The sequence below is a fragment of the Paenibacillus sp. GCM10027627 genome (assembly GCF_042675505.1).
Lineage (GTDB): Bacteria > Bacillota > Bacilli > Paenibacillales > Paenibacillaceae > Pristimantibacillus.
Genome location: NZ_JBHTHB010000007.1, coordinates 170,632 through 193,431 on the forward strand (window position 1 = coordinate 170,632; position 22,800 = coordinate 193,431).

Annotated in this window: 18 protein-coding genes; all 18 read left to right on the forward strand. The window is 47.3% G+C overall.

Annotated elements, in window-relative coordinates:
- The first annotated feature begins 36 nt into the window (after window positions 1-36).
- The gene (locus ACFQZE_RS21890; RefSeq protein ID WP_379361076.1) at window positions 37-2,310 is read left to right on the forward strand and encodes a motility associated factor glycosyltransferase family protein; all 2,274 of its coding nucleotides are present in this window, start codon (window positions 37-39) and stop codon (window positions 2,308-2,310) included.
- A gap of 14 nt (window positions 2,311-2,324) precedes the next feature.
- Window positions 2,325-4,577 carry a motility associated factor glycosyltransferase family protein gene (locus ACFQZE_RS21895; protein ID WP_379361078.1) on the forward strand — a complete coding sequence of 751 codons (2,253 nt, stop codon included), beginning with the start codon at window positions 2,325-2,327 and terminating at the stop codon, window positions 4,575-4,577.
- Window positions 4,578-4,601: 24 nt separating this feature from the next.
- Window positions 4,602-5,606: an NAD-dependent 4,6-dehydratase LegB gene (locus ACFQZE_RS21900; protein ID WP_379361080.1), complete on the forward strand. Its 1,005-nt coding sequence runs from the start codon at window positions 4,602-4,604 to the stop codon at window positions 5,604-5,606.
- Between the two features lie 16 nt (window positions 5,607-5,622).
- On the forward strand, window positions 5,623-6,807 hold the full coding sequence (locus ACFQZE_RS21905; RefSeq protein ID WP_379361082.1) for a LegC family aminotransferase: 1,185 nt from the start codon (window positions 5,623-5,625) through the stop codon (window positions 6,805-6,807).
- A gap of 45 nt (window positions 6,808-6,852) precedes the next feature.
- Window positions 6,853-7,932 carry an N-acetylneuraminate synthase gene (gene neuB, locus ACFQZE_RS21910; RefSeq protein WP_379361084.1) on the forward strand — a complete coding sequence of 360 codons (1,080 nt, stop codon included), beginning with the start codon at window positions 6,853-6,855 and terminating at the stop codon, window positions 7,930-7,932.
- Between the two features lie 48 nt (window positions 7,933-7,980).
- On the forward strand, window positions 7,981-9,036 hold the full coding sequence (locus ACFQZE_RS21915) for a nucleotidyltransferase family protein (protein WP_379361086.1): 1,056 nt from the start codon (window positions 7,981-7,983) through the stop codon (window positions 9,034-9,036).
- Window positions 9,036-9,758, forward strand: coding sequence for an acylneuraminate cytidylyltransferase family protein (locus ACFQZE_RS21920; protein ID WP_379361088.1), 723 nt, complete (start codon window positions 9,036-9,038; stop codon window positions 9,756-9,758). Before ACFQZE_RS21915 ends, ACFQZE_RS21920 begins: the two co-directional genes overlap by 1 nt.
- The gene (gene neuC / locus ACFQZE_RS21925) at window positions 9,751-10,920 is read left to right on the forward strand and encodes a UDP-N-acetylglucosamine 2-epimerase (RefSeq protein ID WP_379361091.1); all 1,170 of its coding nucleotides are present in this window, start codon (window positions 9,751-9,753) and stop codon (window positions 10,918-10,920) included. Before ACFQZE_RS21920 ends, neuC begins: the two co-directional genes overlap by 8 nt.
- Window positions 10,921-11,054: 134 nt before the next feature.
- Window positions 11,055-11,252: a cold shock domain-containing protein gene (locus tag ACFQZE_RS21930; protein WP_087569424.1), complete on the forward strand. Its 198-nt coding sequence runs from the start codon at window positions 11,055-11,057 to the stop codon at window positions 11,250-11,252.
- Window positions 11,253-11,521: 269 nt separating this feature from the next.
- Entirely contained in the window at window positions 11,522-12,067 is a 546-nt protein-coding gene (gene hpf, locus ACFQZE_RS21935) for a ribosome hibernation-promoting factor, HPF/YfiA family (protein WP_379361093.1), read from the forward strand.
- A gap of 150 nt (window positions 12,068-12,217) precedes the next feature.
- The gene (secA, locus tag ACFQZE_RS21940; protein ID WP_379361095.1) at window positions 12,218-14,725 is read left to right on the forward strand and encodes a preprotein translocase subunit SecA; all 2,508 of its coding nucleotides are present in this window, start codon (window positions 12,218-12,220) and stop codon (window positions 14,723-14,725) included.
- Between the two features lie 25 nt (window positions 14,726-14,750).
- Window positions 14,751-15,858, forward strand: a protein-coding gene (gene prfB / locus ACFQZE_RS21945; RefSeq protein ID WP_379361097.1) for a peptide chain release factor 2 whose coding sequence is annotated in 2 segments (ribosomal slippage) — window positions 14,751-14,822 and window positions 14,824-15,858 — 1,107 coding nt in all. Because the reading frame shifts where the segments join, the coding sequence is not laid out codon by codon here.
- A gap of 161 nt (window positions 15,859-16,019) precedes the next feature.
- A complete protein-coding gene (locus ACFQZE_RS21950; protein WP_379361154.1) occupies window positions 16,020-16,862 on the forward strand; it encodes a YitT family protein in 843 nt (280 codons plus the stop codon).
- Between the two features lie 509 nt (window positions 16,863-17,371).
- The gene (gene argC, locus ACFQZE_RS21955) at window positions 17,372-18,421 is read left to right on the forward strand and encodes an N-acetyl-gamma-glutamyl-phosphate reductase (protein WP_379361099.1); all 1,050 of its coding nucleotides are present in this window, start codon (window positions 17,372-17,374) and stop codon (window positions 18,419-18,421) included.
- A gap of 40 nt (window positions 18,422-18,461) precedes the next feature.
- Window positions 18,462-19,703 (forward strand): bifunctional ornithine acetyltransferase/N-acetylglutamate synthase, encoded by a 1,242-nt coding sequence (gene argJ / locus ACFQZE_RS21960; RefSeq protein ID WP_379361101.1) that lies wholly within the window; start codon window positions 18,462-18,464, stop codon window positions 19,701-19,703.
- A 36-nt stretch (window positions 19,704-19,739) separates the two neighbouring features.
- Complete coding sequence (gene argB / locus ACFQZE_RS21965; RefSeq protein ID WP_379361103.1) at window positions 19,740-20,546, forward strand: acetylglutamate kinase; 807 nt, start codon at window positions 19,740-19,742, stop codon at window positions 20,544-20,546.
- Between the two features lie 3 nt (window positions 20,547-20,549).
- A complete protein-coding gene (locus ACFQZE_RS21970) occupies window positions 20,550-21,743 on the forward strand; it encodes an acetylornithine transaminase (RefSeq protein WP_379361105.1) in 1,194 nt (397 codons plus the stop codon).
- Between the two features lie 80 nt (window positions 21,744-21,823).
- Window positions 21,824-22,780, forward strand: a complete 957-nt coding sequence (gene argF, locus ACFQZE_RS21975) for an ornithine carbamoyltransferase (RefSeq protein WP_379361107.1) — start codon at window positions 21,824-21,826, stop codon at window positions 22,778-22,780.
- Window positions 22,781-22,800: the final 20 nt, after the last annotated feature.

The window sequence follows — 22,800 nt, forward strand, 5'->3', positions numbered from 1 at the left end:
TAAGAAAAGACTTGGTATAAAGGCGGATGTCAGTTTATGAATAAAGATACGCAGGCAATAAAAGAAATGGTAGACGAGGTAATACTTTTTTTACCAAGGCTAATTGACGCCGCTGAAACGGTTGCAAATCAATTTTATGGCACTTTAGACGACCAAGCATGGGTATTGTTCGGAGATGTAGTTACAGCTATAGATGATCTATATAAAACGTTTAGTTCCATTCACTCTCTTGCTGTAAACGGCACTAATAAACAATTTATTTTAAATGAAACAATTAAAAGATATAGTGAAGAAATTCAGGCGAAATTTAGTGATCTTAATCAGTGTATGGATAAGGATGACTTTATCTCCGCAGGAGATGTTTTAAGATATGAGTTTCTTGCTCTTTTTCATCAAATGCTGTCGGAGCTGCAGGCGTATGGCGGTTACGAGGAGCTGTTCGCAAGAAATATGAATTTTTTTGAAAGTCATTATCCTCATTTGAAAGAGCTAATAGAAAGATCGAATCGAAATGTGGCCGACTCCTTGACTGGGCCTCAGCTCGTCATATCTCTTGACGGAAAAGCCAACTTATTTATTAGGGAAGACGACAATGCGGTCTATTTGTATAGTCGTTACAATATAGAGAATGAACTGGCACAGTGGATCGCAAACATTGCAGAAGAAGAAAATAACTCAAGAATTGTCTTGCTGTTTGGTGTCGGGTTAGGTCATCATCTTTCAGCTTTTGCAGAAAATTATCCTCATGCCCGGGTATTTCTGTTTGAACCCGATGAACAACTATTTCTGGCTTCATTGTATGTAGTGGATTGGAGCAAACAGCTGAAGAACATGGTTGTCGATTCGTTTGCAGTTGGGTTTGATGACAACCGAATGGACTTGTTAATGGGGCGGTTTTGCCATCAATCTGGTGGAAGGCTGAACATACAAGACCTTCCTTACTACTCAAGGAACTATAAAGAGCAGAAGTTGAAGCTATTGACTGGGCTTAAATTACACGCAAATAAATATAGGATGACGGATAATACTTTAAAATATCGCTACATGACTCATGCAGAAAACATTTTTAAAAACATAGCAGCAAACTTGTCGACACCTTCTTTGAGAAATGTAAAGGGACTATTCTCTGGCATGACTGCAATTATAGTTGGTGCGGGACCTTCGCTTGAGGAAGACATCGAGCAATTGAAAAAAATAAAAGATTCAACCGTTATTATTGCAGCGGGAACAGCCATACAATCGTTGCTGCATTTCGGAATAAAGCCGCACCTTGTTGTTTCAATGGATGGTATGGAGGCGAATTACAATGCATTCAAACACCTTGATAGAACGGATATACCATTGCTTTATTTCCCGCAAATCGATGCGCGAATTGTAGACGGGGGATATAATGAGGCATGGCATGGCTTCTACGATATGGACCATATTTCAGAATACATAATGGGATATTCAGATTCTGACCCTGTTTTTTTACCGACTAATTCTGTTACCGGCTCTGCGGTTCAAGCGGCTATATTTATGGGGATGACAGAAATTATTTTTACAGGTCAAGATTTTTCGTATCCAAACGCTGGTTTTTATGCTCCAGGCGCGTTGCATGTCGATGAGGAGAGTCAGAAGAAAGCTGTTGCGCAGGCTGACGAATGGGTGATGAATAATGATGGAGGTTCAAACCCAACCTCAACAACGTTATTGCTCACTTTAAGAAATTTGGAAGACTTGATAGCCCAATTCCCTGAGATTACATTTATTAACTCGTCCCAAATGGGAGCCATTATCAAAAATGCACCATTTGTCCCTATGGAAGAATTGTTGCCTAAATTTGAATCTCAAGCAGGAGCTGACTTCAAGGTGAAAACCCTTCTAAGGGGTCACAGACACAGTTACAGCGGACAACGCAGACAACAAATCGAAGAAAGATTGTATCAATTGCCTGACTTGTTGAGAGAAGTGGAAGGCGAAGCCGCAATTATCTCTAAAAAGTTGAAGGGGCTGTCGGATCTCAGTCGCCTCAAACCAAATAAAGCTCTAAACACAATGGCCAAGATAGAGGATCATTGGGGAAATATTGTGAACAGTATTCCGTTTAAATATATATTTGAATATACGTCAAAAAGCGAAATTCATGATTTTGATCGGTATGTAAAACAACTTAGTGAAGAGCGAAACATCCAAAAGAAGGCGCAAATGTTTGAAGAGGTGCTTGGCAATATGATTAAAATCATTTTATCGCAATCACCACAAATCATAGGGTTTATAGACCATTCCATAGAGCGCGTAGATGGTTTAGAAGCAATTGAACAACAGTAAGGGGGATAGATGAGATGAGTTCTTCTACTGTAATAGAAGATTTAAGACATGATTTGAAAGCTTTCATTCCGGCATTAGTGAATAGCTGTACAGTACTATCCAATGTTATTGCAGCAGGGGAGACCGATTCATCCGTACTAAACCAACTGGAGGAGACCCTAAACGGGTGCAACCAGTTGTATATGGCAATGGATACTGTTATTGCGGATGCAGGACACGAAAACGACCCAGACTTGCGTTTGCTGGGGACATCGCTAAAAAAAGAAAAGGCCTTATTTGAAAAAGCATTCTATATATTCAATAAGAGTATGGACGACGAAGATTATTTACATGCCAGTGATATTTTAAGATATGAATTCATTCCTCTTTTCTATTCGATCTCTCTTGTTTTTGAAGAGGGGCCTTTTTCGCTTAAAGATAGATTCGCTGCAAACTTGGAATACTTAAAACAAAACTTCAAGGGAGTTTATGACGAGGTAATTGAAGTCGATCCAAACAACCCGCAATATTGTATCGAATATTCACGTAACAAGATGCCCAATTTAAAGGTGGATAACGACGGTTTTCCTGTCTTGTTTTACAGCACATATGACCCTAAATACGAGGCTGACCAATGGGTTCATTCCTTACAAATTGAAGGGGTAGAAAACTCCAGTATATTCATGTTTGGCTTTGGTTTTGGTTACCATGCGTTAAGCGTTTCGCAAAAACACAAAGATAAAAAATTGTATTTGTACGAGCCTGATCTCCATGTTTTTATAGAAGCTATGAAGGTCATTAATATACCTGATTTGTTCAATCGAATGAATGTGGCCGACTTAGTTGTAGGGACTCGAAAAGAGAGCAGAGACCAGCTATTTTATCGGATGTGCAGATATGCAGTTGGAGAGTCCGATTTTGTATCGCTCCCTGTATATAATCGTTTTCTCCATATCAATGCCAAAGAGATAATCGATGATGCCGGGATTTCCATTCTGAATTATAAAAGCGCAATATTGATGAACGAAGCTTACGGAATAGATTGGGCGCAAAATTGTTTGTTCAATCTGCCTACAACACTTACAACTCCTTCCGTTAAAGAGTTGAAAAATAAGTTAAGCGGAATGACGGCGATTATTGCGGGCGCCGGGCCGTCTCTCGAGGCGGACATGGAATGGATCGGCAAAATGCGGGAGCATGCTGTAATCATTGCGGCGGGAACCGCTTTTCAATCCTTGCTTCATTTTGGTGTGAAGCCGCACTTAATCGTTTCAATCGATGGAAGCGAAGCGAATCATGAAGCTTTTAAGCTACGCAATATTAACGATATTCCTTTACTATTTGCGCCTATGGTTCACCACACAGTAGTGGATGGTGGATACTCAACTAACCTTATCCATATGCATTTAAATAATGATTATATAACAAAATATTTTGCAGAGTTAAACGGCGATGAGCCCATTTTTAAGTCCAGTCTCTCTGTAACGGGAGCAGCTATTCAAGCTGCCATATATATGGGATGCTCTGATGTAGTTTTAGCCGGTCAGGATCTGTCCTATCCGACAAATAACGTGTATTCGGCTGGAGCAGCGCATATTACGGATGACTTTAGTCAGACAACAATTACGAATGCCGACTTAGTTGTTGAAAATGTAAATGGAACCATGAATCGGACAAATTTGATGATGAAACTGACGTTGCAGGATATCGAAGAATTGTTGGAGGCATTTCCAGAAACCACATTTTTAAACACTTCATCATTAGGAGCTAAAATTAAGCACACTGAATTTATTCAATTAAAGGAGCTTTATATTAAGTATAAACAAGCCACTGTCGACGGCGAGCTGTTCATCAATTTTTTGAATTCCTTTAAAACGGACCGCCTGCGCTTAAATCTAGCTATAAAGAAAATATCCGCTTTGCCTCAGGAAGTTCAGCTAGTTGAGCATAACCTACTTGAAATAAAAACGTTAATAGATGAACTGTCCGAAAGAGGGATATCCCATTCCAGAACCGCGAAAGGTTTTGAAAGCCTTCAATTGAATTGGAAGCATATTTTCCGAACAAGTCTCTTTAAAGGGCTGTTTTTGAAAATAAGCAGGAATGAAATCTATAATTTTGAGCGTGATTTGCCTCGGTTTATTCAAGAACATGATCGGGAAGAGAAAGTGCGTTTAATGAACGAGATTATGAGGCCGATATTAAATGATATGCTGCATAAAATTCCAAAAATTGAACAACTCATAACTGAGGCAATAGAAAGATTGAAAAAGGTATCGTATTCATAATCCACTTAGAAAGAGGCAGTGTCCATGACGTCCAAAAAAGTGTTAATAACTGGCGCTGACGGCTTTATCGGCTCTCATTTGACAGAAACGTTAGTTAAAGAGGGTTATGATGTAAAGGCTTTTGTTTACTATAATTCTTTTGGCTCCTGGGGATGGCTTGACGAATGCTCCCCGGAGGTACAAGGGCAGTTTGAGGTTTTTGCCGGTGATGTGAGAGACCCTAACGGCGTCAGGCAGGCGTTAAAAGGATGCGAGTCTGTCCTCCATCTTGCCGCACTAATTGCTATCCCGTATTCCTACCATTCTCCGGACATGTACATCGATACCAATATAAAAGGCACGTTGAATGTGCTTCAAGCTAGCAGAGAGCTGGAGCTGAAAAAGGTAGTTCACACCTCAACGAGCGAAGTTTATGGCACAGCCCGGTATGTACCGATTGACGAGCAGCACCCGCTGCAAGGGCAATCCCCTTATTCGGCTTCAAAAATTGGGGCTGATCAGTTGGCCTTATCCTTCTATCGTTCATTTAATACGCCTGTGTCCGTCATAAGGCCATTCAACACATATGGTCCACGTCAATCGGCAAGAGCGGTTATTCCAACCGTTATTTCACAGATTGCCTCGGGTATGAAGCAGATTAAACTGGGGGCACTACACCCTACAAGGGATTTTAATTATGTCCAGGATACGGTCAGCGGGTTTCAGGCTGTGCTTGAATCCGAAAACGGCATCGGCGAAGAGATTAACATTGGAAGCAATTATGAAGTTTCGATTGCCGATACAACTAGGTTGATTAGCGAAGTTATGGGCAAGGAAATAGAGATCGTTTCCGATGAAGACAGGCTCCGTCCCGCTTTGAGCGAAGTGGAGAGATTATGGGCCGACAACAGCAAAGCCAAAGACTTGCTCGGTTGGGAGCCTAAATTTGCCGGAGTGGACGGATTGCGACAAGGGCTTCAATTAACTGCTGATTGGTTTGTCGATCCTGCAAATTTGGCCAAATATAAAACGAATATCTACAATATATAATCGGGGGGAGCAGACAATGGACCATATGCAGCTTCCTGAAACCATTACAAATTTATTGAAAAAGGCGTTAATTGGGTCAAAAGAAACCATTCCGCTTCACGCGCCCAGTTTTCGCGGGAACGAGTGGAACTACGTTAAAGAATGTCTAGATACTGGATGGGTATCTTCTGTTGGGAAGTATGTAGACCAGTTCGAGCGGCAGTTGGCCGACTATACAGAATCGCAGTATGCGATAGCGGTTGTAAATGGCACTGCGGCACTTCATATTTCCTTGATTTTAGGGGGAGTCCAGCCTGATGATGAGGTGCTCATTCCATCCCTAACGTTTGTGGCAACGGCCAACGCGGTTTCGTATTGCGGTGCTGTTCCGCATTTTGTTGACGTTTCAATGGATACGCTAGGAATGGACCCATATAAGCTTGAGCAGTATTTAAAATCCGTGACCATCGTCCAATCAGACGGCTCTGTTATCAACAAGTATTCCAATAGAAAAATATCGGCGATTGTTCCGATGCATACTTTTGGTCATCCGGTAGACATGGATCCGCTTCTGGACATAAGCGAACGTTATGGGATAGCAGTTATAGAAGATGCTGCAGAATCGCTGGGCTCTTATTACAAGGGGAGACATACGGGCAATTTCGGGAAATTGGCCGCCTTAAGCTTCAATGGCAATAAGGTGATGACGACTGGCGGCGGAGGGGCGATATTGACCTCGGACAAGGGGTTGGCAGCTGCGGCGAAACATTTGACGACAACGGCCAAACAACAGCATCGCTGGGCTTTTCATCATGATACAGTCGGATATAACTATCGTATGCCCAACATAAATGCCGCTTTGGGCTGTGCGCAATTGGAAAGCCTACCAGACGCAATTAAGAGAAAAAGAGATTTGGCTGAACGATATTCACAGATTTTTAGCGGAGTGGAGGGAGTCAAGCTTTTCAAAGAAATGCCCTTCGCCAAAAGCAACTATTGGTTAAATGCGCTATTGCTGGATACTCCGGATGCGGCTTTAACCGAGCGAATCTTGGAGATGACTAATGAACAAGGAATTATGACCCGGCCCATTTGGACTCCAATGCACAAGCTTAGCATGTTCGCGAGTTGTCCTCGCATGGATTTGTCGGTTACGGAAGCTTTGGAGGCCTCTATTATTAATATCCCAAGCAGCCCCTCATTGCTTGATAGCATAGTTTAGAAGGCTGCTAAAAGCATGGACTACTGCCCCCAAGGAGGTCATACCATGACCAAACTATCTAACGTGTATATCATAGCTGAAGCAGGCGTCAATCATAACGGTTCACTAGCTATTGCCAAAAGGCTCGTTCAAGAAGCCGCAAAGGCTGGAGCGGATGCCGTCAAGTTTCAAACGTTTCGCGCAGCAGAATTGGTGAGTAAACACGCGCCAAAAGCCGAATATCAGAGGGATGCGACGAAGGGCGGCGACACTCAATTAGAAATGCTGCAAAAGCTGGAGCTAAGCGATAAAGACCATATCGAGCTAATGGAAGAATGCAAAAAGGCGGGAATTGCGTTTTTGTCTACTCCATTTGATTTTATTAGTTTGGAACTGCTGACGAACGAGTTTGGAATGGACGAATTAAAAATTTCTTCCGGTGATTTAACGAACCTCCCATTGCTGTATTTTGCAGCTCGATCGGGAGCGAAACTTATTATATCAAGCGGACTGTCCACTTTGGGAGATATAGAAGAAGCGCTGGGAGCAATAGCTTTTGGATATATCGGCGGGGAGGAGGCTCCGTCGTTAGAGCATTTCAGACTGGCGTACTTTTCGGAAGAAGGTCAATCCACATTGCGCAAGCGGGTATCCTTGCTGCATTGTACAACGGAATATCCTACTCCTATGGAGGATGTTCATTTAAATAAAATGGTTACGTTAAAGCAAGCTTTTGGACTTTGTACGGGCTATTCGGATCATACGATTGGTTCTGAGGCTGCTATCGCGGCAGTGACGCTCGGAGCGCGGATAATAGAGAAGCATTTTACGCTGGACAAGCTCATGGAAGGGCCGGATCATAAGGCATCGATGGAGCCGCAGGAGCTGACTGATATGATCAGGCAAATCCGAAATGTAGAAAAAGCGTTAGGCAGTGCAATTAAAATACCAGCGCAGTCTGAATGGAGAAACGCAGTGCCAGCAAGAAAAAGTATTGTAGCCGCTGAGCCTATTGCGGAAGGGGATCTACTTACGGAACAGATGCTGACGGTAAAAAGGCCAGGCAACGGCATTCCGCCTTCGCAGTTTTGGGAGTTGCTAGGTCAAAGGGCCAAACGAAGCTACAAAACAGATGAGTTAATTTAAACATTTTAATGGGCGCGATACGATTTTGTTGACAGATAGGAAAGGGGTATGGCTTTGAAAAACATAGAGCAATTACTGATTTCGCCTCATTCTACTATCTTGGAAGCCCTGAAGTTAATCGATATTGGCTCTGTTCAAATTGTTTTGATAGTCGATGAACAAAAACGTCTTATTGGAACCGTCACAGACGGAGATGTTAGGCGCGGAATACTCAAAGGCATATCTTTAGATAGTCCAGTATCTTCGGTTATGAATGAAAAGCCGTTTACTTGCCGCATAACCGAGAGCAGGCAAATGATTTTTGCCAAAATGAAGCGAAGTCATTTTCGTCAGGTGCCGGTGCTTGATGAGCTCGGTCGTGTGGTCAGGCTAGATTTATTAAATGAAATGATCGTGCAGGAGCGTTGCGACAACTGGGTCGTGTTAATGGCGGGCGGGCTCGGGACACGCTTAAGTCCTTTAACCAATAATTGTCCAAAGCCATTGCTCAAAATAGGCTCAAAGCCCATTCTGGAAGTTATATTGGAAAACTTTATAGCTAATGGATTCCATCGGTTTCTTATATCCGTAAATTATAGAGCCGATATGATTATGGGCTACTTTGGCGATGGGTCCAAATGGGGCATAGAGATTCAATATATTCATGAAACGAAACGTCTTGGAACGGCGGGAGCACTTAGCTTGTTGCCTTTTGTTCCGGAAGAGCCCCTGCTGGTCATGAACGGGGATCTGTTAACAAAAGTGAATTTCCGCCAGCTATTGGACTTTCATGTGGAAACCAAGGCTAAAGCAACGATGTGCGTGAGAGAATACGAATATCAGGTGCCTTACGGAGTCGTAAAAGTAAACAATCATCAGCTTGTAAGTATAGAAGAAAAGCCGCTGCAGCGTTATTTTATAAGCGGGGGCATTTATGTCATTCAACCCGAAGCTCTGTCGATTATTCCGGACGACACGTTTTATGATATGCCGACTTTGTTCAGCCAGCTAATTGAAAAAGAACAAAATACGGCGGTATTTCCTATCAGGGAATATTGGATTGATATCGGACGGATAGATGATTTTGAGCGGGCAAACGCCGAGTTTAAAGAAGGGGTATTATAATGATTAACGGCAAAAGGGTATTGGCTGTTATTCCCGCAAGAGGGGGCTCAAAGGGCGTTCCCGGAAAAAACATTCGTGAGCTGGCGGGAAAGCCGTTAATCGCATGGACAATAGAAGAAGCCCATAAATCGAAATACATTGACTACGTAGCGGTATCGTCCGATGATCAAGCCATAATGGATATATCTCGAAAGTGGGGCGCAGAGGTGCCGTTTACGCGTCCGTCTCATTTAGCTCAGGACGATACACCGGGGATTTCGCCTATTTTGCATGCCATTCATGAATTGCCAGGATATGATTATGTAGTGTGCTTGCAGCCAACATCACCAATGAGAATTACTGAAGACATAGACCGTTGTGTAGAGATGATGTTATCCTGTTCGGCGCCTTCGGCGGTTTCCGTAACGGAGCCGGATAAAAGCCCTTATTGGATGTTTACTATAGATAACGGCTTTAGGATGCAGCCTATAATGGGGACTACGGGTGCGACTAGAAGACAGGATTTACCCAATGTTTATGCCTTGAATGGAGCTGTATACGTGGCTGAGGTGAACGGATTGCTGCAGTCAGCAACTTTTTTAACGGAGGAAACGGCGGGATACATCATGCCGAAAGAAAGATCCCTAGATATTGATACGATGTTGGATTTTCAGATTTGCGAGTATTTGCTTGGTTTAAAGGCAAAAGTATCAGCTCCCAGAAAGGTGCAAATAGATGAATGAGAAACAACAGAAGGTATTAGCTTTAACAGGAATACGCTCTGAATATGATCTGCTGTTTCCGCTGTTGGAGGCATTGGACAACCATCCCGAATATGACCTTGGAGTTATAGTATCCGGAGCGCATCTCACTCCCCTTCATCATTATTCCGTGAAGCAGATTGAAAGAGACGGCTTTCGGATCGTGGAAAAAATAGAAAGCTTGCTATACTCGAATTCATTTTTGGGAAAAGCAAAATCCTCCGCTATTCTAATGAGTTCGCTGGCGCAAGTGCTGGCCCGGGAAAACCCGGACTTTCTTCTATTGCTGGGGGACAGGGAAGAGGCCATCGTAGGTTCATTAACAGCCTCCTTTATGAATATTCCTGTTATTCATCTAGCAGGAGGGGATAATACGGCTTCGGAAGGCGGAAATGTGGATGAACAGGTGCGGCATGCGTCTACTAAATTGAGCCATATTCATCTTACTATGATGGAGGAGCATTCTGAGCGTATACGCAAACTCGGCGAAGAAGAATGGCGTATTCATACGGTCGGAAGCGCTGGCGTTGATCGATTAAGAAAAGTTCCCCACCTTTCGAAACAGGAACTGGCGGCTATTTTGAAACAAGAGAGCATGGAAGATTATATAATATTAATTTATCATCCGCTGAGTTCAAATATAGAAGCGGCCGCGGCGGAAATGAGATTATGTATTGAAGAAAGCATCCTTACGGGTAAAAAGCTGTTTATCGGAATGCCGAACAGCGATCCCGGCTGGCAGACGGTTGCCGATGTCATAAACGAGTATACAAGCCATCCCTTAGTGCAGATCTACAGAAACTTAGAACGCAACAGCTTTGTCAATCTTTTGCGTCATGCAAAATGCTTAATTGGAAACTCTTCGTTAGCAATTCACGAAGGCGCTTATCTTAGTCTTCCAGCCATAAATGTTGGGGAGAGGCAAAGAGCCCGGATTGCGGGTTCCAATGTTCAGTTTGTGTCGGGCACTAGCGACGAGATCAGGAATGCTTTGCACAAAGCATTAAACGACCATGAATATCAAGCTTCTATAGAAAGAGATAAGTTTATTTACGGCGATGGATTTATGGTAGAAAAATCGTTGGACATTTTCAAATCATTACCTGGCAAGGAGCAACTGCTAGCCAAAAAAATAACGTACTAAACCTTGTTGTTTAGCCAATGTATTCGCTTACAACAAATTGTTTGACAATTCCATGATTTCGGTGTTATAGTCAGATTGTGGGCCAGAACCAAACGACGCCTCACAGTATTTGAAGATGAAGGGAATGTTTGCACATGCAAGGTAAAGTAAAATGGTTTAACGCAGAAAAAGGTTACGGATTCATCGAAACTGAGCAAGGCGGCGACGTATTTGTTCACTTTTCCGCAATCCAATCCGAAGGCTTCAAAACTCTCGAAGAAGGCCAAGCGGTTGAATTCGACATCGTAGAAGGCGCACGCGGTCCACAAGCTGCAAACGTAGTCAAACTGTAATCATCCGGCTATCATTAGCCACCGTATAGATGGTTCTATTGACAGTGCCAAACACACATTAAGCTCCGGGAAACCGGAGCTTTTTTCTGTATAGCGGCAGGCACGAAGACAGTCTTTTACCGTCAGGAGAGTTTCCCCTGCCGTTTATAGTATTTGGAAGGTTCACGAGTTCGACAATAATATTCTGAAAATTCTAAAAAGATAAAAAACTATTTTGATCTAGGCACTCGCATATGATATAATAAGAGCATGTAAAGGAGGAGTTCCCCATGATGTACAACATTCGAGGTCAACGCTTTCAGGTGACAGAAGCTTTGAGAGAATACGTCGAAAAGAAACTCAGCCGATTGGAAAGATACTTTGAAACGCCAATCGCCTCCGAAATTACAGTGACCCTGTCCGTAACGAAAGGGCAGCACATCGTAGAGGTCACGATTCCGCTAGTCGGCGTAATGCTCAGAGCCGAAGAGAAAAGCGAAGATATGTATGCTTCCATCGACCTTGTCGTTGATAAGCTGGAGCGTCAAATCCGCAAACACAAAACAAAAGTAAACCGTAAATTCAGACAAGGCAGCGGAGTGAGAGCCTTGTTCCGTGAAGAAGGCTCCGCAGTAAGCGTACTAGATGAGGAAGACGATTTGGAGCTGGTCCGGACGAAGCGGTTTACGCTGAAGCCAATGGACGTAGAAGAAGCGATTCTTCAAATGAACTTAATCGGACATAACTTTTTCGTATTCGCAAACGCCGACAGCAAAGAAGTCAACGTGGTGTACAAGCGAAGCGACGGAAAATACGGCCTAATTGAACAGAGCTGATACTTGCTGCAAGCCCACATAAAGAGAACCGGCCCCGTTCCTCTGGAGCGGGGTTTTTCTTTTGCCTGAACAGCTCACACATTGCGGCAGGGTCTACAAACTGTTACAATTTAAAACAAATAGACCTTACTACCGAAAGAGGGGAAAACCATGCTCGGACTGGTGAAGAAAATATTCGGAGACGCTAACGAACGCGAAGTCAAGCGTCTGCAACGTACAGTTGATGAGATTAACAGCATGGAGCCGAAATTTACGGCATTGTCAGATGAGCAACTCCGCGCGAAGACGGATGAATTTAAAGCACGCCTGGAAAAGGGCGAAGAATTGGATGCTATTTTGCCAGAGGCGTTCGCAACGGTTCGTGAAGCGTCGAAGCGTACTCTTGGGATGCGTCATTTTGACGTGCAGCTGATGGGCGGCATAGTGCTGCATGAAGGTAAAATTTCCGAAATGAAAACGGGCGAGGGCAAGACGCTTGTCGCCACGCTTCCTGTATATTTGAACGCATTGCTTGGCAAAGGCGTACATGTCGTTACCGTCAATAACTATTTGGCACAGCGCGACAGCGAAATTATGGGACAGCTTTATAATTTCCTTGGAATGACGGTGGGATGCAACCTGCATGGTCTGTCCCACGACGAGAAGCAAGAGGCGTATGCTTGCGATATCACTTACGGAACCAACAACGAATTTGGTTTCGACTATTTGCGCGACAACATGGTTCTTTACAAAGAACAAATGGTCCAGCGTCCGCTTTATTTCGCTATAATTGACGAAGTTGACTCCATCCTTGTGGATGAGGCGCGGACTCCGCTTATTATTTCCGGACAAGCTGCTAAATCGACGGAGCTGTACCATGCAGCGGATCGTTTTGTAGGTCGTTTGAAGTCGGAAGAAGACTTCACGATTGACGTTAAGCTTCGCAACGTTATGCTGACGGAGTCTGGCGTAGAGAAGGGCGAACGCGCCTTCGGAATCGAAAACCTGTTTGATCACGCCAATGTGCTGATCAACCATCATATTCAGCAAGCGCTGAAAGCCAACTTTATTATGCGCCGCGATGTCGACTACGTTGTCCAAGAGGATGAGGTCGTTATTGTCGACGAGTTTACGGGCCGTCTTATGTCTGGTCGCCGTTACAGTGATGGATTGCATCAGGCTATTGAGGCGAAGGAACAGCTTAAAGTTCAGAACGAAAGTATGACTTTGGCGACGATCACGTTCCAGAACTATTTCCGGATGTACCGCAAGCTGGCCGGCATGACCGGTACGGCGAAGACGGAGGAGGAAGAGTTCCGCCGCATTTACGGACTGGACGTTATCCAAGTTCCGACTAACCGTTCTATGATCCGTAAAGATTTGCCGGATGTCGTTTATAAATCCGAAAATGGCAAATTTAAAGCGGTCGTTGAAGAAATCGTAAAACGCCATGCGAACAAGCAGCCGGTCCTCGTCGGTACCATCTCCATTGAAAATTCGGAGAGACTGTCGGACATGCTAAAGCGCAGAGGCGTCCAACATAAAGTGCTTAATGCGAAATTCCATGCCGAAGAAGCGGAAATCATTTCGCGTGCGGGACAATCCAACTCGGTTACAATAGCTACAAACATGGCCGGCCGTGGTACGGACATTCTTCTTGAAGATACGGTACCTGAACTTGGGGGCCTGCATATTATTGGTACGGAACGGCATGAAAGCCGCCGGATCGACAACCAGCTGCGCGGACGTGCGGGACGTCAAGGCGATCCGGGCTCGTCGCAATTTTATTTATCTCTAGAAGACGAGCTGATGCGCCGTTTCGGAGCGGAAAACATTATGGCGATGATGGACCGTCTCGGACTCGACGAAGATCAGCCAATTGAAAGCCGCATGATTACGAGAGCGGTTGAATCTGCCCAGAAACGGGTAGAGGGCAGCAACTTCGACACCCGGAAAGTGGTTTTGCAATACGATGACGTTATGAACCAGCAGCGCGAAGTCATTTACAAGCAGCGCCGCGACATTTTGGAATCGGCGGACATCCGTGGCGAAGTTATGGAAATGATCAAGCCGGTTGTAGATCGTATTGTAGATGCTCATTGCTCCGAGGACATTCCGGAGGATTGGGATTTGCAAGCCGTCGTGGATTATGTCCACGCTAATCTGCTTGATGATGAAAGCCTCAAAAAAGAAGATATTTGGGGCAAAGAAAAGGAAGAAATTCAGTCCTTTATTTTGGACAAAGTGGTTGCGTACTACGACGAGCGTGAAGCGGCTCTTGGCCCGGAAACGATGCGTGAATTCGAGAAGGTTGTCGTGCTGCGTGCAGTAGACAGCAAGTGGATGGATCATATCGATGCGATGGATCAATTGCGTCAAGGCATTCATTTGCGCGCATATGGCGGTACCGACCCGCTCCGCGAATACCAGTTTGAAGGCTTTGAAATGTTTAAGGAAATGATCGAGACGATCCAAGAGGAAGTTTCGAAATATATTATGAAGGCACGCGTTGAGAGCAACCTGGAGCGTCAAGAGGTTGTAAAAGGTCAAACGACGTCGACAAGCGGCGGAGGCGAAGCGCAGGAGAAACGCCCGGCTAAACGCGAGGAGCGCGTTGGACGGAATGATCCTTGTCCTTGCGGAAGCGGCAAAAAGTATAAGCAGTGCCACGGTCAATAATTGATTTTGAGGTGAAGCGACAGCCATGTTGGATATTACGGTAAAGCAAGATTTGCGTGAAATGGCGAAGCGACTCCAAGAGCTTAGGGGGTCTCTTTGACTTAGACCTTAAGCAAGAGATGATCGCCAACTATGAAGAAAAAATGTCGATGCCCGATTTTTGGGATGACAATGAGCGCGCTCAAAGTGTCATTTCCGAGCTGAACGCGGTCAAGTCGGTCGTAGAGCAATATGAGCGGCTGAACAATGACCATGAAGAGCTCGCGATGATGCTTGAGCTTGCGGAAGAAGAAAATGATGAGTCGATGGAGCAGGAAGTGGCGGACGGCGTGGCCTCGCTGATGAGCCGAGTAAGCGACTTCGAACTTCAGCTTCTGTTGAACCAGCCTTACGACAAGCTGAACGCCATCGTGGAGCTTCATCCGGGAGCGGGGGGCACGGAGTCGCAAGACTGGGGCATGATGCTGTACCGGATGTATACGCGCTGGGCTGAGAAGCGAGGCTTCAAAGTGGAAGTGCTCGATTATCACGATGGCGACGAAGCGGGCATCAAAAGCGTCACGATGCTGGTGAAGGGCTATAACGCGTACGGCTACTTGAAGGCGGAGAAGGGCGTGCATCGTCTGGTCCGTATTTCACCTTTTGATTCGGCGGGTCGCCGTCATACGTCCTTCGCTTCATGCGACGTCATGCCGGAAATTGACGACAACATTGAAATTGAAGTCCGTACGGAAGATTTGAAAGTGGATACGTACCGGGCCAGCGGCGCGGGCGGCCAGCACGTCAACAAGACGGAATCCGCGATTCGGATTACGCATATTCCGACAGGCATCGTCGTAGCGTGCCAGCAGGAGCGTTCTCAAATTGCGAACCGCGATCGCGCGATGAAGATGTTGCGGTCCAAACTTTACGAGCGGAAGATCGAGGAACAAATGAAACAGCTGGCGGAAATTCGCGGCGTGCAATCGGATATCGCGTGGGGCAGCCAAATTCGTTCCTATGTATTCCATCCGTACAGCATGGTGAAGGATCACCGTACTTCGGTGGAGACCGGCAACGTCGGAGCCGTCATGGATGGCGATCTGGATGCGTTTATCGACGGATATTTGCGTCATCAGATTCGCCACGACTAGAGCGGGCTCTAGTCAAACCAGCTTCTAAGAACACATAATGCATATGCATAGCTTATAGGAAGAGTTCCAACACTGTTACAGTGTGGGGCTCTTTCTTTGCGAATAAGGGGATGAGACGATTGGAAGTGGGAAAGGTGAAACGCGGTAATCGAGTAAAGCGGATGAACCCGCAAGCGCAAGCCGTTTGGAACGTGCTGCAATTGTTATTTGGCTCTTTTGTTGTGGCGCTTAGCTTCAATATGTTTTTGGTGCCAAACGGCATCGCGTCGGGCGGGGTGTCCGGCATTTCGATTTTGGTAAAAGAATTGACGGGGTTTATGCCCGCTTTAACCCAATGGGCGGTTAACATTCCGCTGTTCCTCGGGGGATTGTGGCTGCTCGGGAAAAAGTTCGGCGCCAAAACGCTGCTCGGAACGGTCGTCCTACCGTTGTTTGTCCTGCTCACTGCCCAAATCCCGACGCCGACGGACAATCCGATTTTGGCCGCTATTTACGGGGGGATCGGCGTAGGCGTGGGACTTGGAATCGTGTTTCGGGGCGGCGGTTCGACGGGCGGCCTCGATTTGGCGGCGCAAATCTTGCATCGGCTGACAGGACTGCCGTACAGCCTTGCCATTGTTTTGTTCGACGGCTGCGTTATTGTGGCGGCAGGTTTCGTATTTTCGCCTGAGGTGTCCCTGTATGCGCTGATCGGACTGTTTGTGACGAGCAAAACGATCGATTTTGTACAAAACGGCCTTCAACTTTCCAAAGTGGCTTTTATTATTAGTGAGCAGACGGAGGAAATCGCAGAGGCGATTCTTCACGATCTGGACCGGGGATTGACGAGGCTGGACGGACATGGGGGCTATACGGGCACGGGCAAAACCGTGTTGATGGTCGTGGTGGGACAAAATGAAGTGTCCAAGCTGAAGCAGCTCGTTCGTTCCATCGACACTGGAGCGTTTGTCATCATAAGTAACACAGCGGAAGTGCTCGGGCAGGGCTTTAAGCTGGAGGCTTAGGGAAAAGAACACCTTGAACATGAGAACAACGAGCAAGTAAGGAGCGCAAGCCCAAAGATCAATCGGGGCGGATACGAAATGTTTAAGCCGGTAGAGCAAACGAAATGGTCAACGGATTGATCAAACTATACGGATAGATAAGCGGAAGTACTGTAAGCCAGTGAGAGCGAATGCTCTGCGGCTGCGGTAACTTCCGTTTCTTTTTCCAAAAAAAGAAGGCAAAACGGCATTGTATTAATATAAATGCGACTGTATAATAATACACTAAGAACTTATATTTCCATGTACTGCTTAATGATGTACAATAGGAAGTTGTATACAAAATTCAAGCTTTTCCGCATTCTTTATGGTGAATGAATATTCATTGAACAAGAGACGGGGAACGAGATACATAGAGCTGAATTGCCGCATGATCGGGCCGAAAAGGGTAATCCAAGTAAGGATGCCGCATATCGAATCGAACGGAATAATTTTGTTAAGGCGGCGGCTCGCGATAGGAGAGATGGAAGATGGGAAATAAGATTGGTGTAGCGATTGTCGGCTCGACCGGCTATGGCGGAGTGGAATTGATACGGCTGCTGGCTTCGCATCCTTTGGCGGAAGTGACGTCGGTCATTTCGTCTTCCAGCGCGGGAACGTCGATTGCGGAAGGATATCCTCATTTGATCGGCATTCGCGAGGAATTGCTCGACGATGTAGATACGGCAACGATTAAGTCGAAGGCGGATGTTGTCTTTTTGGCGACACCTGCCGGGGTAGCGAGTAAGCTTGTGCCGGAACTGCTGGAAGCGGGGCTGAAGGTGGTTGACTTGTCGGGAGATTTCAGGCTGAAATCGCCGGAGCTTTATGAGCAGTGGTACAAAAAGCCGGCCGCGGAGCAAAGCTATTTGGATCAAGCGGTATTCGGCCTGACGGAAATTTACGGCGAGCAAGTGCCGGGAGCGAGCTTTATCTCCAATCCGGGCTGTTATCCGACAGCTACTTTGCTCGGACTTGTACCAGCGGTTAAGGCGGGCTTTATTGATCCGTCTACGATTATTATCGATGCCAAGTCCGGCGTGTCGGGCGCTGGAAGAGGCGCTTCCTTGGGCACTCATTATTCGGAATTAAACGAAAATTTTAAAGCCTATAAAATAAATAAGCATCAGCACATTCCTGAGATCGAAATGGTATTGTCGGACACTGCGGGAGCGCCCGTTGTGACCACGTTCACTACGCATTTGGTCCCTATGACGCGCGGTATTATGTCCACCATGTATGCCAAAGTAGAAGGTCAGCGTACAGTAGGCGAATTTATAGATTTATATAAACAATTTTACGAGGGACGCTCGTTTGTCCGCATTCGTCCTGAAGGCCAGTGGCCTTCGACGAAGGAAGTATGGGGCTCCAACTATTGCGATATCGGCTTTGCGCTGGATGAGCGGACGAATCGGATTACGATCGTATCGGTCATCGACAACTTGGTGAAAGGCGCTGCCGGCCAGGCGGTGCAAAATTTAAATCTGATGATGGGCTGGGACGAGACGCTTGGATTGCAATTCGTTCCTGTTTATCCATAACGGTCTTTTATCTATTTGGTTGAAGGAGAAACGATAGACAATGGGACAGGGAATAGCTTCCTCGCAATTCAAGATCGTAGCTGACGGTTCGATCACTACACCGCAAGGGTTCCGCGCAGGCGGTCTTCATTGCGGCCTTAAGAAAACAACGCGCCACGATTTGGGCGCCATCGTTTGCGACGTCCCGGCTGCGGCTGCGGGCGTATATACGACAAACATCTTTCAAGCGGCTCCGCTCAAAGTAACAAGGGAGAGCATTGGTTCTGACGGCTTTTTGCGCGCCGTGCTTGTAAACAGCGGCAACGCGAATGCATGTACCGGGGAGCAGGGAGAAGCCGACGCTTATGAAATGCGCGCGAAGTTTGCGGATGCCATCGGCGTAAAAGCGGAGCATGTAGCCGTTGCTTCTACGGGAGTCATTGGCGAAACGCTGAAGATGGTTAAGGTGCGCAGCGGCATTGCAGGGCTTCCGGCTGAGCTCGGCGGCGATTTAGCAGGCGCTGAGGGCTTTTGCCAAGCTATTTTGACTACGGATTTGGTGCAAAAGATGGTTTGTGTCGAGCTGGAGCTGGATGGCAAGCGGGTATCGGTAGCTGGAGCGGCCAAAGGCTCCGGGATGATTCATCCTAACATGGCAACGATGCTTGGTTTTGTGACGACGGATGCCAATATTGGCAGCGATGCGCTGCAAACGCTGCTGCGCGGAGCGACAGACTTGACGTTCAATATGATTACGGTAGATGGAGATACAAGCACCAACGATATGCTGGTCGCTATGGCAAGCGGGCTGGCCGAAAACGTTGAGCTTACGCCTTCGCATGAAGGTTGGGGGGCATTTGCTGCGGCGCTTCGCTATGTATGCGAGGTGCTTGCAAAAGCCATTGCAAGAGACGGCGAAGGAGCGACGAAACTGGTAGAGGTGCAGGTGCGCGGTGCGGTCAGCGATGAATCGGCGCAGGCGATTGCAAAGACGGTTATCGGTTCCTCGCTCGTGAAGTCGGCCGTATTTGGCGCAGATGCCAACTGGGGACGCATTATCGCAGCGGTAGGCCGGGCCGGACAGCCTGTTAACCCTGATACGGTCGATATTAGGCTTGGTGATATTGTAACGTTGAGGCAATCCAGTCCGGCAGCGTTTGACGAGGAGCTGGCTTTGGAATATTTGAAGGGCGACACCGTTGTCATCGGCGTTGACCTGCATATGGCGGAAGGCGCTGCAACCGCGTGGGGCTGCGACCTGACCTATGATTACGTCCGCATTAATGCGGCATATCGGACTTAGGCGGCTTTGGGCCCACGGGTGGAGGATGAGACGGCAATGGAACAACGGTTTGTAATGAAATGCGGCGGAAGCACGCTTGCGGCGCTTCCGGATGAATTTTTTGGGGAGCTTCGCGAGCTGCAGCGTTCGGGCGTTAAGCCGGTCATCGTACATGGCGGCGGTCCGGCCATATCGGAGACGCTAACGAAGCTTGGCATTGAAACGGAATTTGTAAACGGCCTTCGCAAAACAAACGACGATGTGCTCGATGTTGTCGAAATGGTGCTTGCAGGACGTATCAATAAAGAAATCGTGCGGAAAATCGGGCTGAACGGCGCCGAGGCGCTTGGCCTCTCCGGGGTAGATGGCGGTCTCATTCAAGCCCGCCCTGTGGCGAACGCTGCGGATATCGGTTTTGTAGGCGATGTAACGGAAGTCAAAGCAGACATTATTGAAGGCATTATGGATATGAACTATATTCCCGTCATTGCGCCGATCGGGATCGACGCGAGCGGGCAGCGCTACAATATCAACGCGGATACGGCGGCCGGTGCGGTTGCCTCTCATTTGGGAGTCGAGCGGATGATTGTCGTGACGGATGTTCCGGGCATTTTGAAAACGGTGGACGGGGAGAAGCAAGTGTTGCCTTCCGTCTCGGTTGCAGAAATCGAAGAGATGATTGCCAGCGGCGAAATATACGGCGGCATGATTCCGAAGGTGCGCGCGGCCGTTCAATGTATTCAAGGACGCGTCCGCGAAGTCGTGATCGTAAGCGGGCAAGAGCCGGGCGTGCTCACGCGGGCGGTTCGCGAAGGCGGAGTCGGAACCAAAATTGTACAAAGCGTTGAAGGGCGGGTGCAATAAAGAATGAGTGATCAAGCGATCGTGTCGGCCGGTTCATCGTTGTTTCCAACCTATGCTCGCTATCCCATCACCCTTGTAAAAGGGGAAGGCAGCTGGCTCTGGGATGATGCGGGCAACCGATATTTGGATTTTATGAGCGGCATTGCCGTAACTAACTTGGGCCACGCCCCGCAGCGAATTAAAGAAGCTCTTGTGCAGCAGCTGGACCAGCTTTGGCATGTATCGAACCTGTTCCATATTCCGAATCAAGCGGAGGCTGCCAAGCTGCTTACAGACAACAGCGTGGGCGATGCGGTATTCTTTTGCAACTCCGGTGCGGAGGCGAACGAAGCGGCTATTAAGCTGGCTCGGCGCTATCAGCAGCTTGTTCAAAATAATGGGCGCTACGAGATCATTACGTTTGAGCAGTCTTTCCACGGACGGACGCTGGCGACACTAACAGCGACGGGTCAGGCAAAGGTGAAGGAAGGTTTTGCTCCGCTGCCGGAAGGGTTCCGCTATATCGCTCTTAACGATTTCGCCGCGCTTGAGGCGGCTGCGAGCGACAAAACGGCGGCGATTATGCTGGAGATGGTTCAGGCGGAAGGCGGCATTCATCCTGTCGATCAAACTTATATTAAGCAAGTGGCGGAGCTGTGCGAGCGCGAGGGCATTCTGCTAATCGTCGACGAGATTCAAACGGGAATGGGCCGGACGGGCAAGCTGTTCGCGTATGAGCATTTCGGCATTGAGCCGGATATTTTTACACTGGCAAAAGGGCTCGGAAGCGGCTTCCCAGTCGGCGCCATGGTGGCGAAGGAGAAGCTGCGCGAAGGTTTTACGGCGGGCAGCCACGGCTCTACCTTTGGCGGAACGCCAATTGCGACCGCAGTCGTGAAAGCCACGCTTGAAACGATCGTCGGCGACGATCTGTCAGCGAGAGCGGCGGAGCAAGGACGCTACTTGCAGGAGCAGCTCCGGGAAAAGCTCGCTGGCGCAAGCCTTGTGCAGGAAGTGCGCGGACTCGGCTTGCTTGTGGGCATTGAGTGCGCGGGACCGGTGTCCGATATTGTAGTAGCAGCGCAAAAGCGCGGATTGCTGGTCATTACGGCGGGGCCAAATGTCATTCGTCTATTGCCTAATTTGCTGGTGACAAACGAAGAAATCGATGAAGCGGTATCTCTGCTAGCCGAACTGGTGGAGGCCGCAAGCCAATAAAGTGAAAGGTTTGCTCCGCAAACCTTAAGATATTGCTTACGAAGTAGGTTTGCTTCGCAAACCTTGGAGGAGGAAAAAACATGCAAATAGTTAACGAGGAGATCGCGCAGAGCCTGAAAGGGCGCGACTTTTTGATGCTGGTCGATTTTAAGAAGGAAGAGCTTCAATATTTAATCGATCTGGCCATCGATCTAAAAAGAAAACAGAAGGCAGGCGAACAACATCACATTTTGAAAGGCAAAACGCTGGGCATGGTTTTTGAAAAATCGTCCACCCGCACGCGCGTGTCGTTCGAAGTGGGGATGTACCAGCTCGGCGGCCAAGGGCTGTTTCTGAGCAGCAACGATTTGCAGCTTGGGCGCGGAGAGACGATTTGGGACACAGCGCAGACGCTTTCCCGCTATTTGGACGGCATTATGATTCGTACTTTCGCTCACCGCAAAGTGGTTGAGCTGGCAAGAGGAGCGATGATTCCTGTCATTAACGGGCTAACGGATCTTTCCCATCCTTGCCAAGCGCTTGCCGATTTCCAGACGATTTATGAGAAAAAGGGCAATTTGGAAGGGCTAAAAATCGCTTATGTCGGCGACGGCAACAATATGGTTCATTCCCTTATGATGGGAGCGGCCAAGCTCGGTATGCATATGTCGATCGCTACACCGGAAGGGTACGAGCCGGATTCCGATATTATTCGCCAGACGAAAGAAAACGCGGCGGCGACGGGCTCCAATGTCGTCATTACCCACGATCCGAAGGAAGCGGTAGCGGACGCGGACATCATCTATACGGACGTATGGGCGAGCATGGGCCAAGAAGCGGAGCAGAAGGAGCGCGAGGTCGCTTTTGCCAACTATCAGGTTAATGACGAGCTTGTCAAATATGCAAAAAAGGATTTCCAATTCATGCATTGCCTGCCGGCGCATCGCGGCGAAGAAGTGAGCGAAAGCGTCATCGACGGCGCTCAATCCATTATTTTCGACCAGGCGGAAAATCGTCTTCATGCGCAGAAAGCAATTATGGCGGCAATTATGGCGTAATATAGATCGGCGGATTCAAA

Bases quoted from the DNA above. Each gene is read 5' to 3' on its own strand.
- ACFQZE_RS21890 (WP_379361076.1), top strand. From the start codon at position 37: ATGAATAAAGATACGCAGGCAATAAAAGAAATGGTAGACGAGGTAATA.
- ACFQZE_RS21895 (WP_379361078.1), top strand. From the start codon at position 2,325: ATGAGTTCTTCTACTGTAATAGAAGATTTAAGACATGATTTGAAAGCT.
- ACFQZE_RS21900 (WP_379361080.1), top strand. From the start codon at position 4,602: ATGACGTCCAAAAAAGTGTTAATAACTGGCGCTGACGGCTTTATCGGC.
- ACFQZE_RS21905 (WP_379361082.1), top strand. From the start codon at position 5,623: ATGGACCATATGCAGCTTCCTGAAACCATTACAAATTTATTGAAAAAG.
- neuB (WP_379361084.1), top strand. From the start codon at position 6,853: ATGACCAAACTATCTAACGTGTATATCATAGCTGAAGCAGGCGTCAAT.
- ACFQZE_RS21915 (WP_379361086.1), top strand. From the start codon at position 7,981: ATGGCTTTGAAAAACATAGAGCAATTACTGATTTCGCCTCATTCTACT.
- ACFQZE_RS21920 (WP_379361088.1), top strand. From the start codon at position 9,036: ATGATTAACGGCAAAAGGGTATTGGCTGTTATTCCCGCAAGAGGGGGC.
- neuC (WP_379361091.1), top strand. From the start codon at position 9,751: ATGAATGAGAAACAACAGAAGGTATTAGCTTTAACAGGAATACGCTCT.
- ACFQZE_RS21930 (WP_087569424.1), top strand. From the start codon at position 11,055: ATGCAAGGTAAAGTAAAATGGTTTAACGCAGAAAAAGGTTACGGATTC.
- hpf (WP_379361093.1), top strand. From the start codon at position 11,522: ATGATGTACAACATTCGAGGTCAACGCTTTCAGGTGACAGAAGCTTTG.
- secA (WP_379361095.1), top strand. From the start codon at position 12,218: ATGCTCGGACTGGTGAAGAAAATATTCGGAGACGCTAACGAACGCGAA.
- ACFQZE_RS21950 (WP_379361154.1), top strand. From the start codon at position 16,020: ATGAACCCGCAAGCGCAAGCCGTTTGGAACGTGCTGCAATTGTTATTT.
- argC (WP_379361099.1), top strand. From the start codon at position 17,372: ATGGGAAATAAGATTGGTGTAGCGATTGTCGGCTCGACCGGCTATGGC.
- argJ (WP_379361101.1), top strand. From the start codon at position 18,462: ATGGGACAGGGAATAGCTTCCTCGCAATTCAAGATCGTAGCTGACGGT.
- argB (WP_379361103.1), top strand. From the start codon at position 19,740: ATGGAACAACGGTTTGTAATGAAATGCGGCGGAAGCACGCTTGCGGCG.
- ACFQZE_RS21970 (WP_379361105.1), top strand. From the start codon at position 20,550: ATGAGTGATCAAGCGATCGTGTCGGCCGGTTCATCGTTGTTTCCAACC.
- argF (WP_379361107.1), top strand. From the start codon at position 21,824: ATGCAAATAGTTAACGAGGAGATCGCGCAGAGCCTGAAAGGGCGCGAC.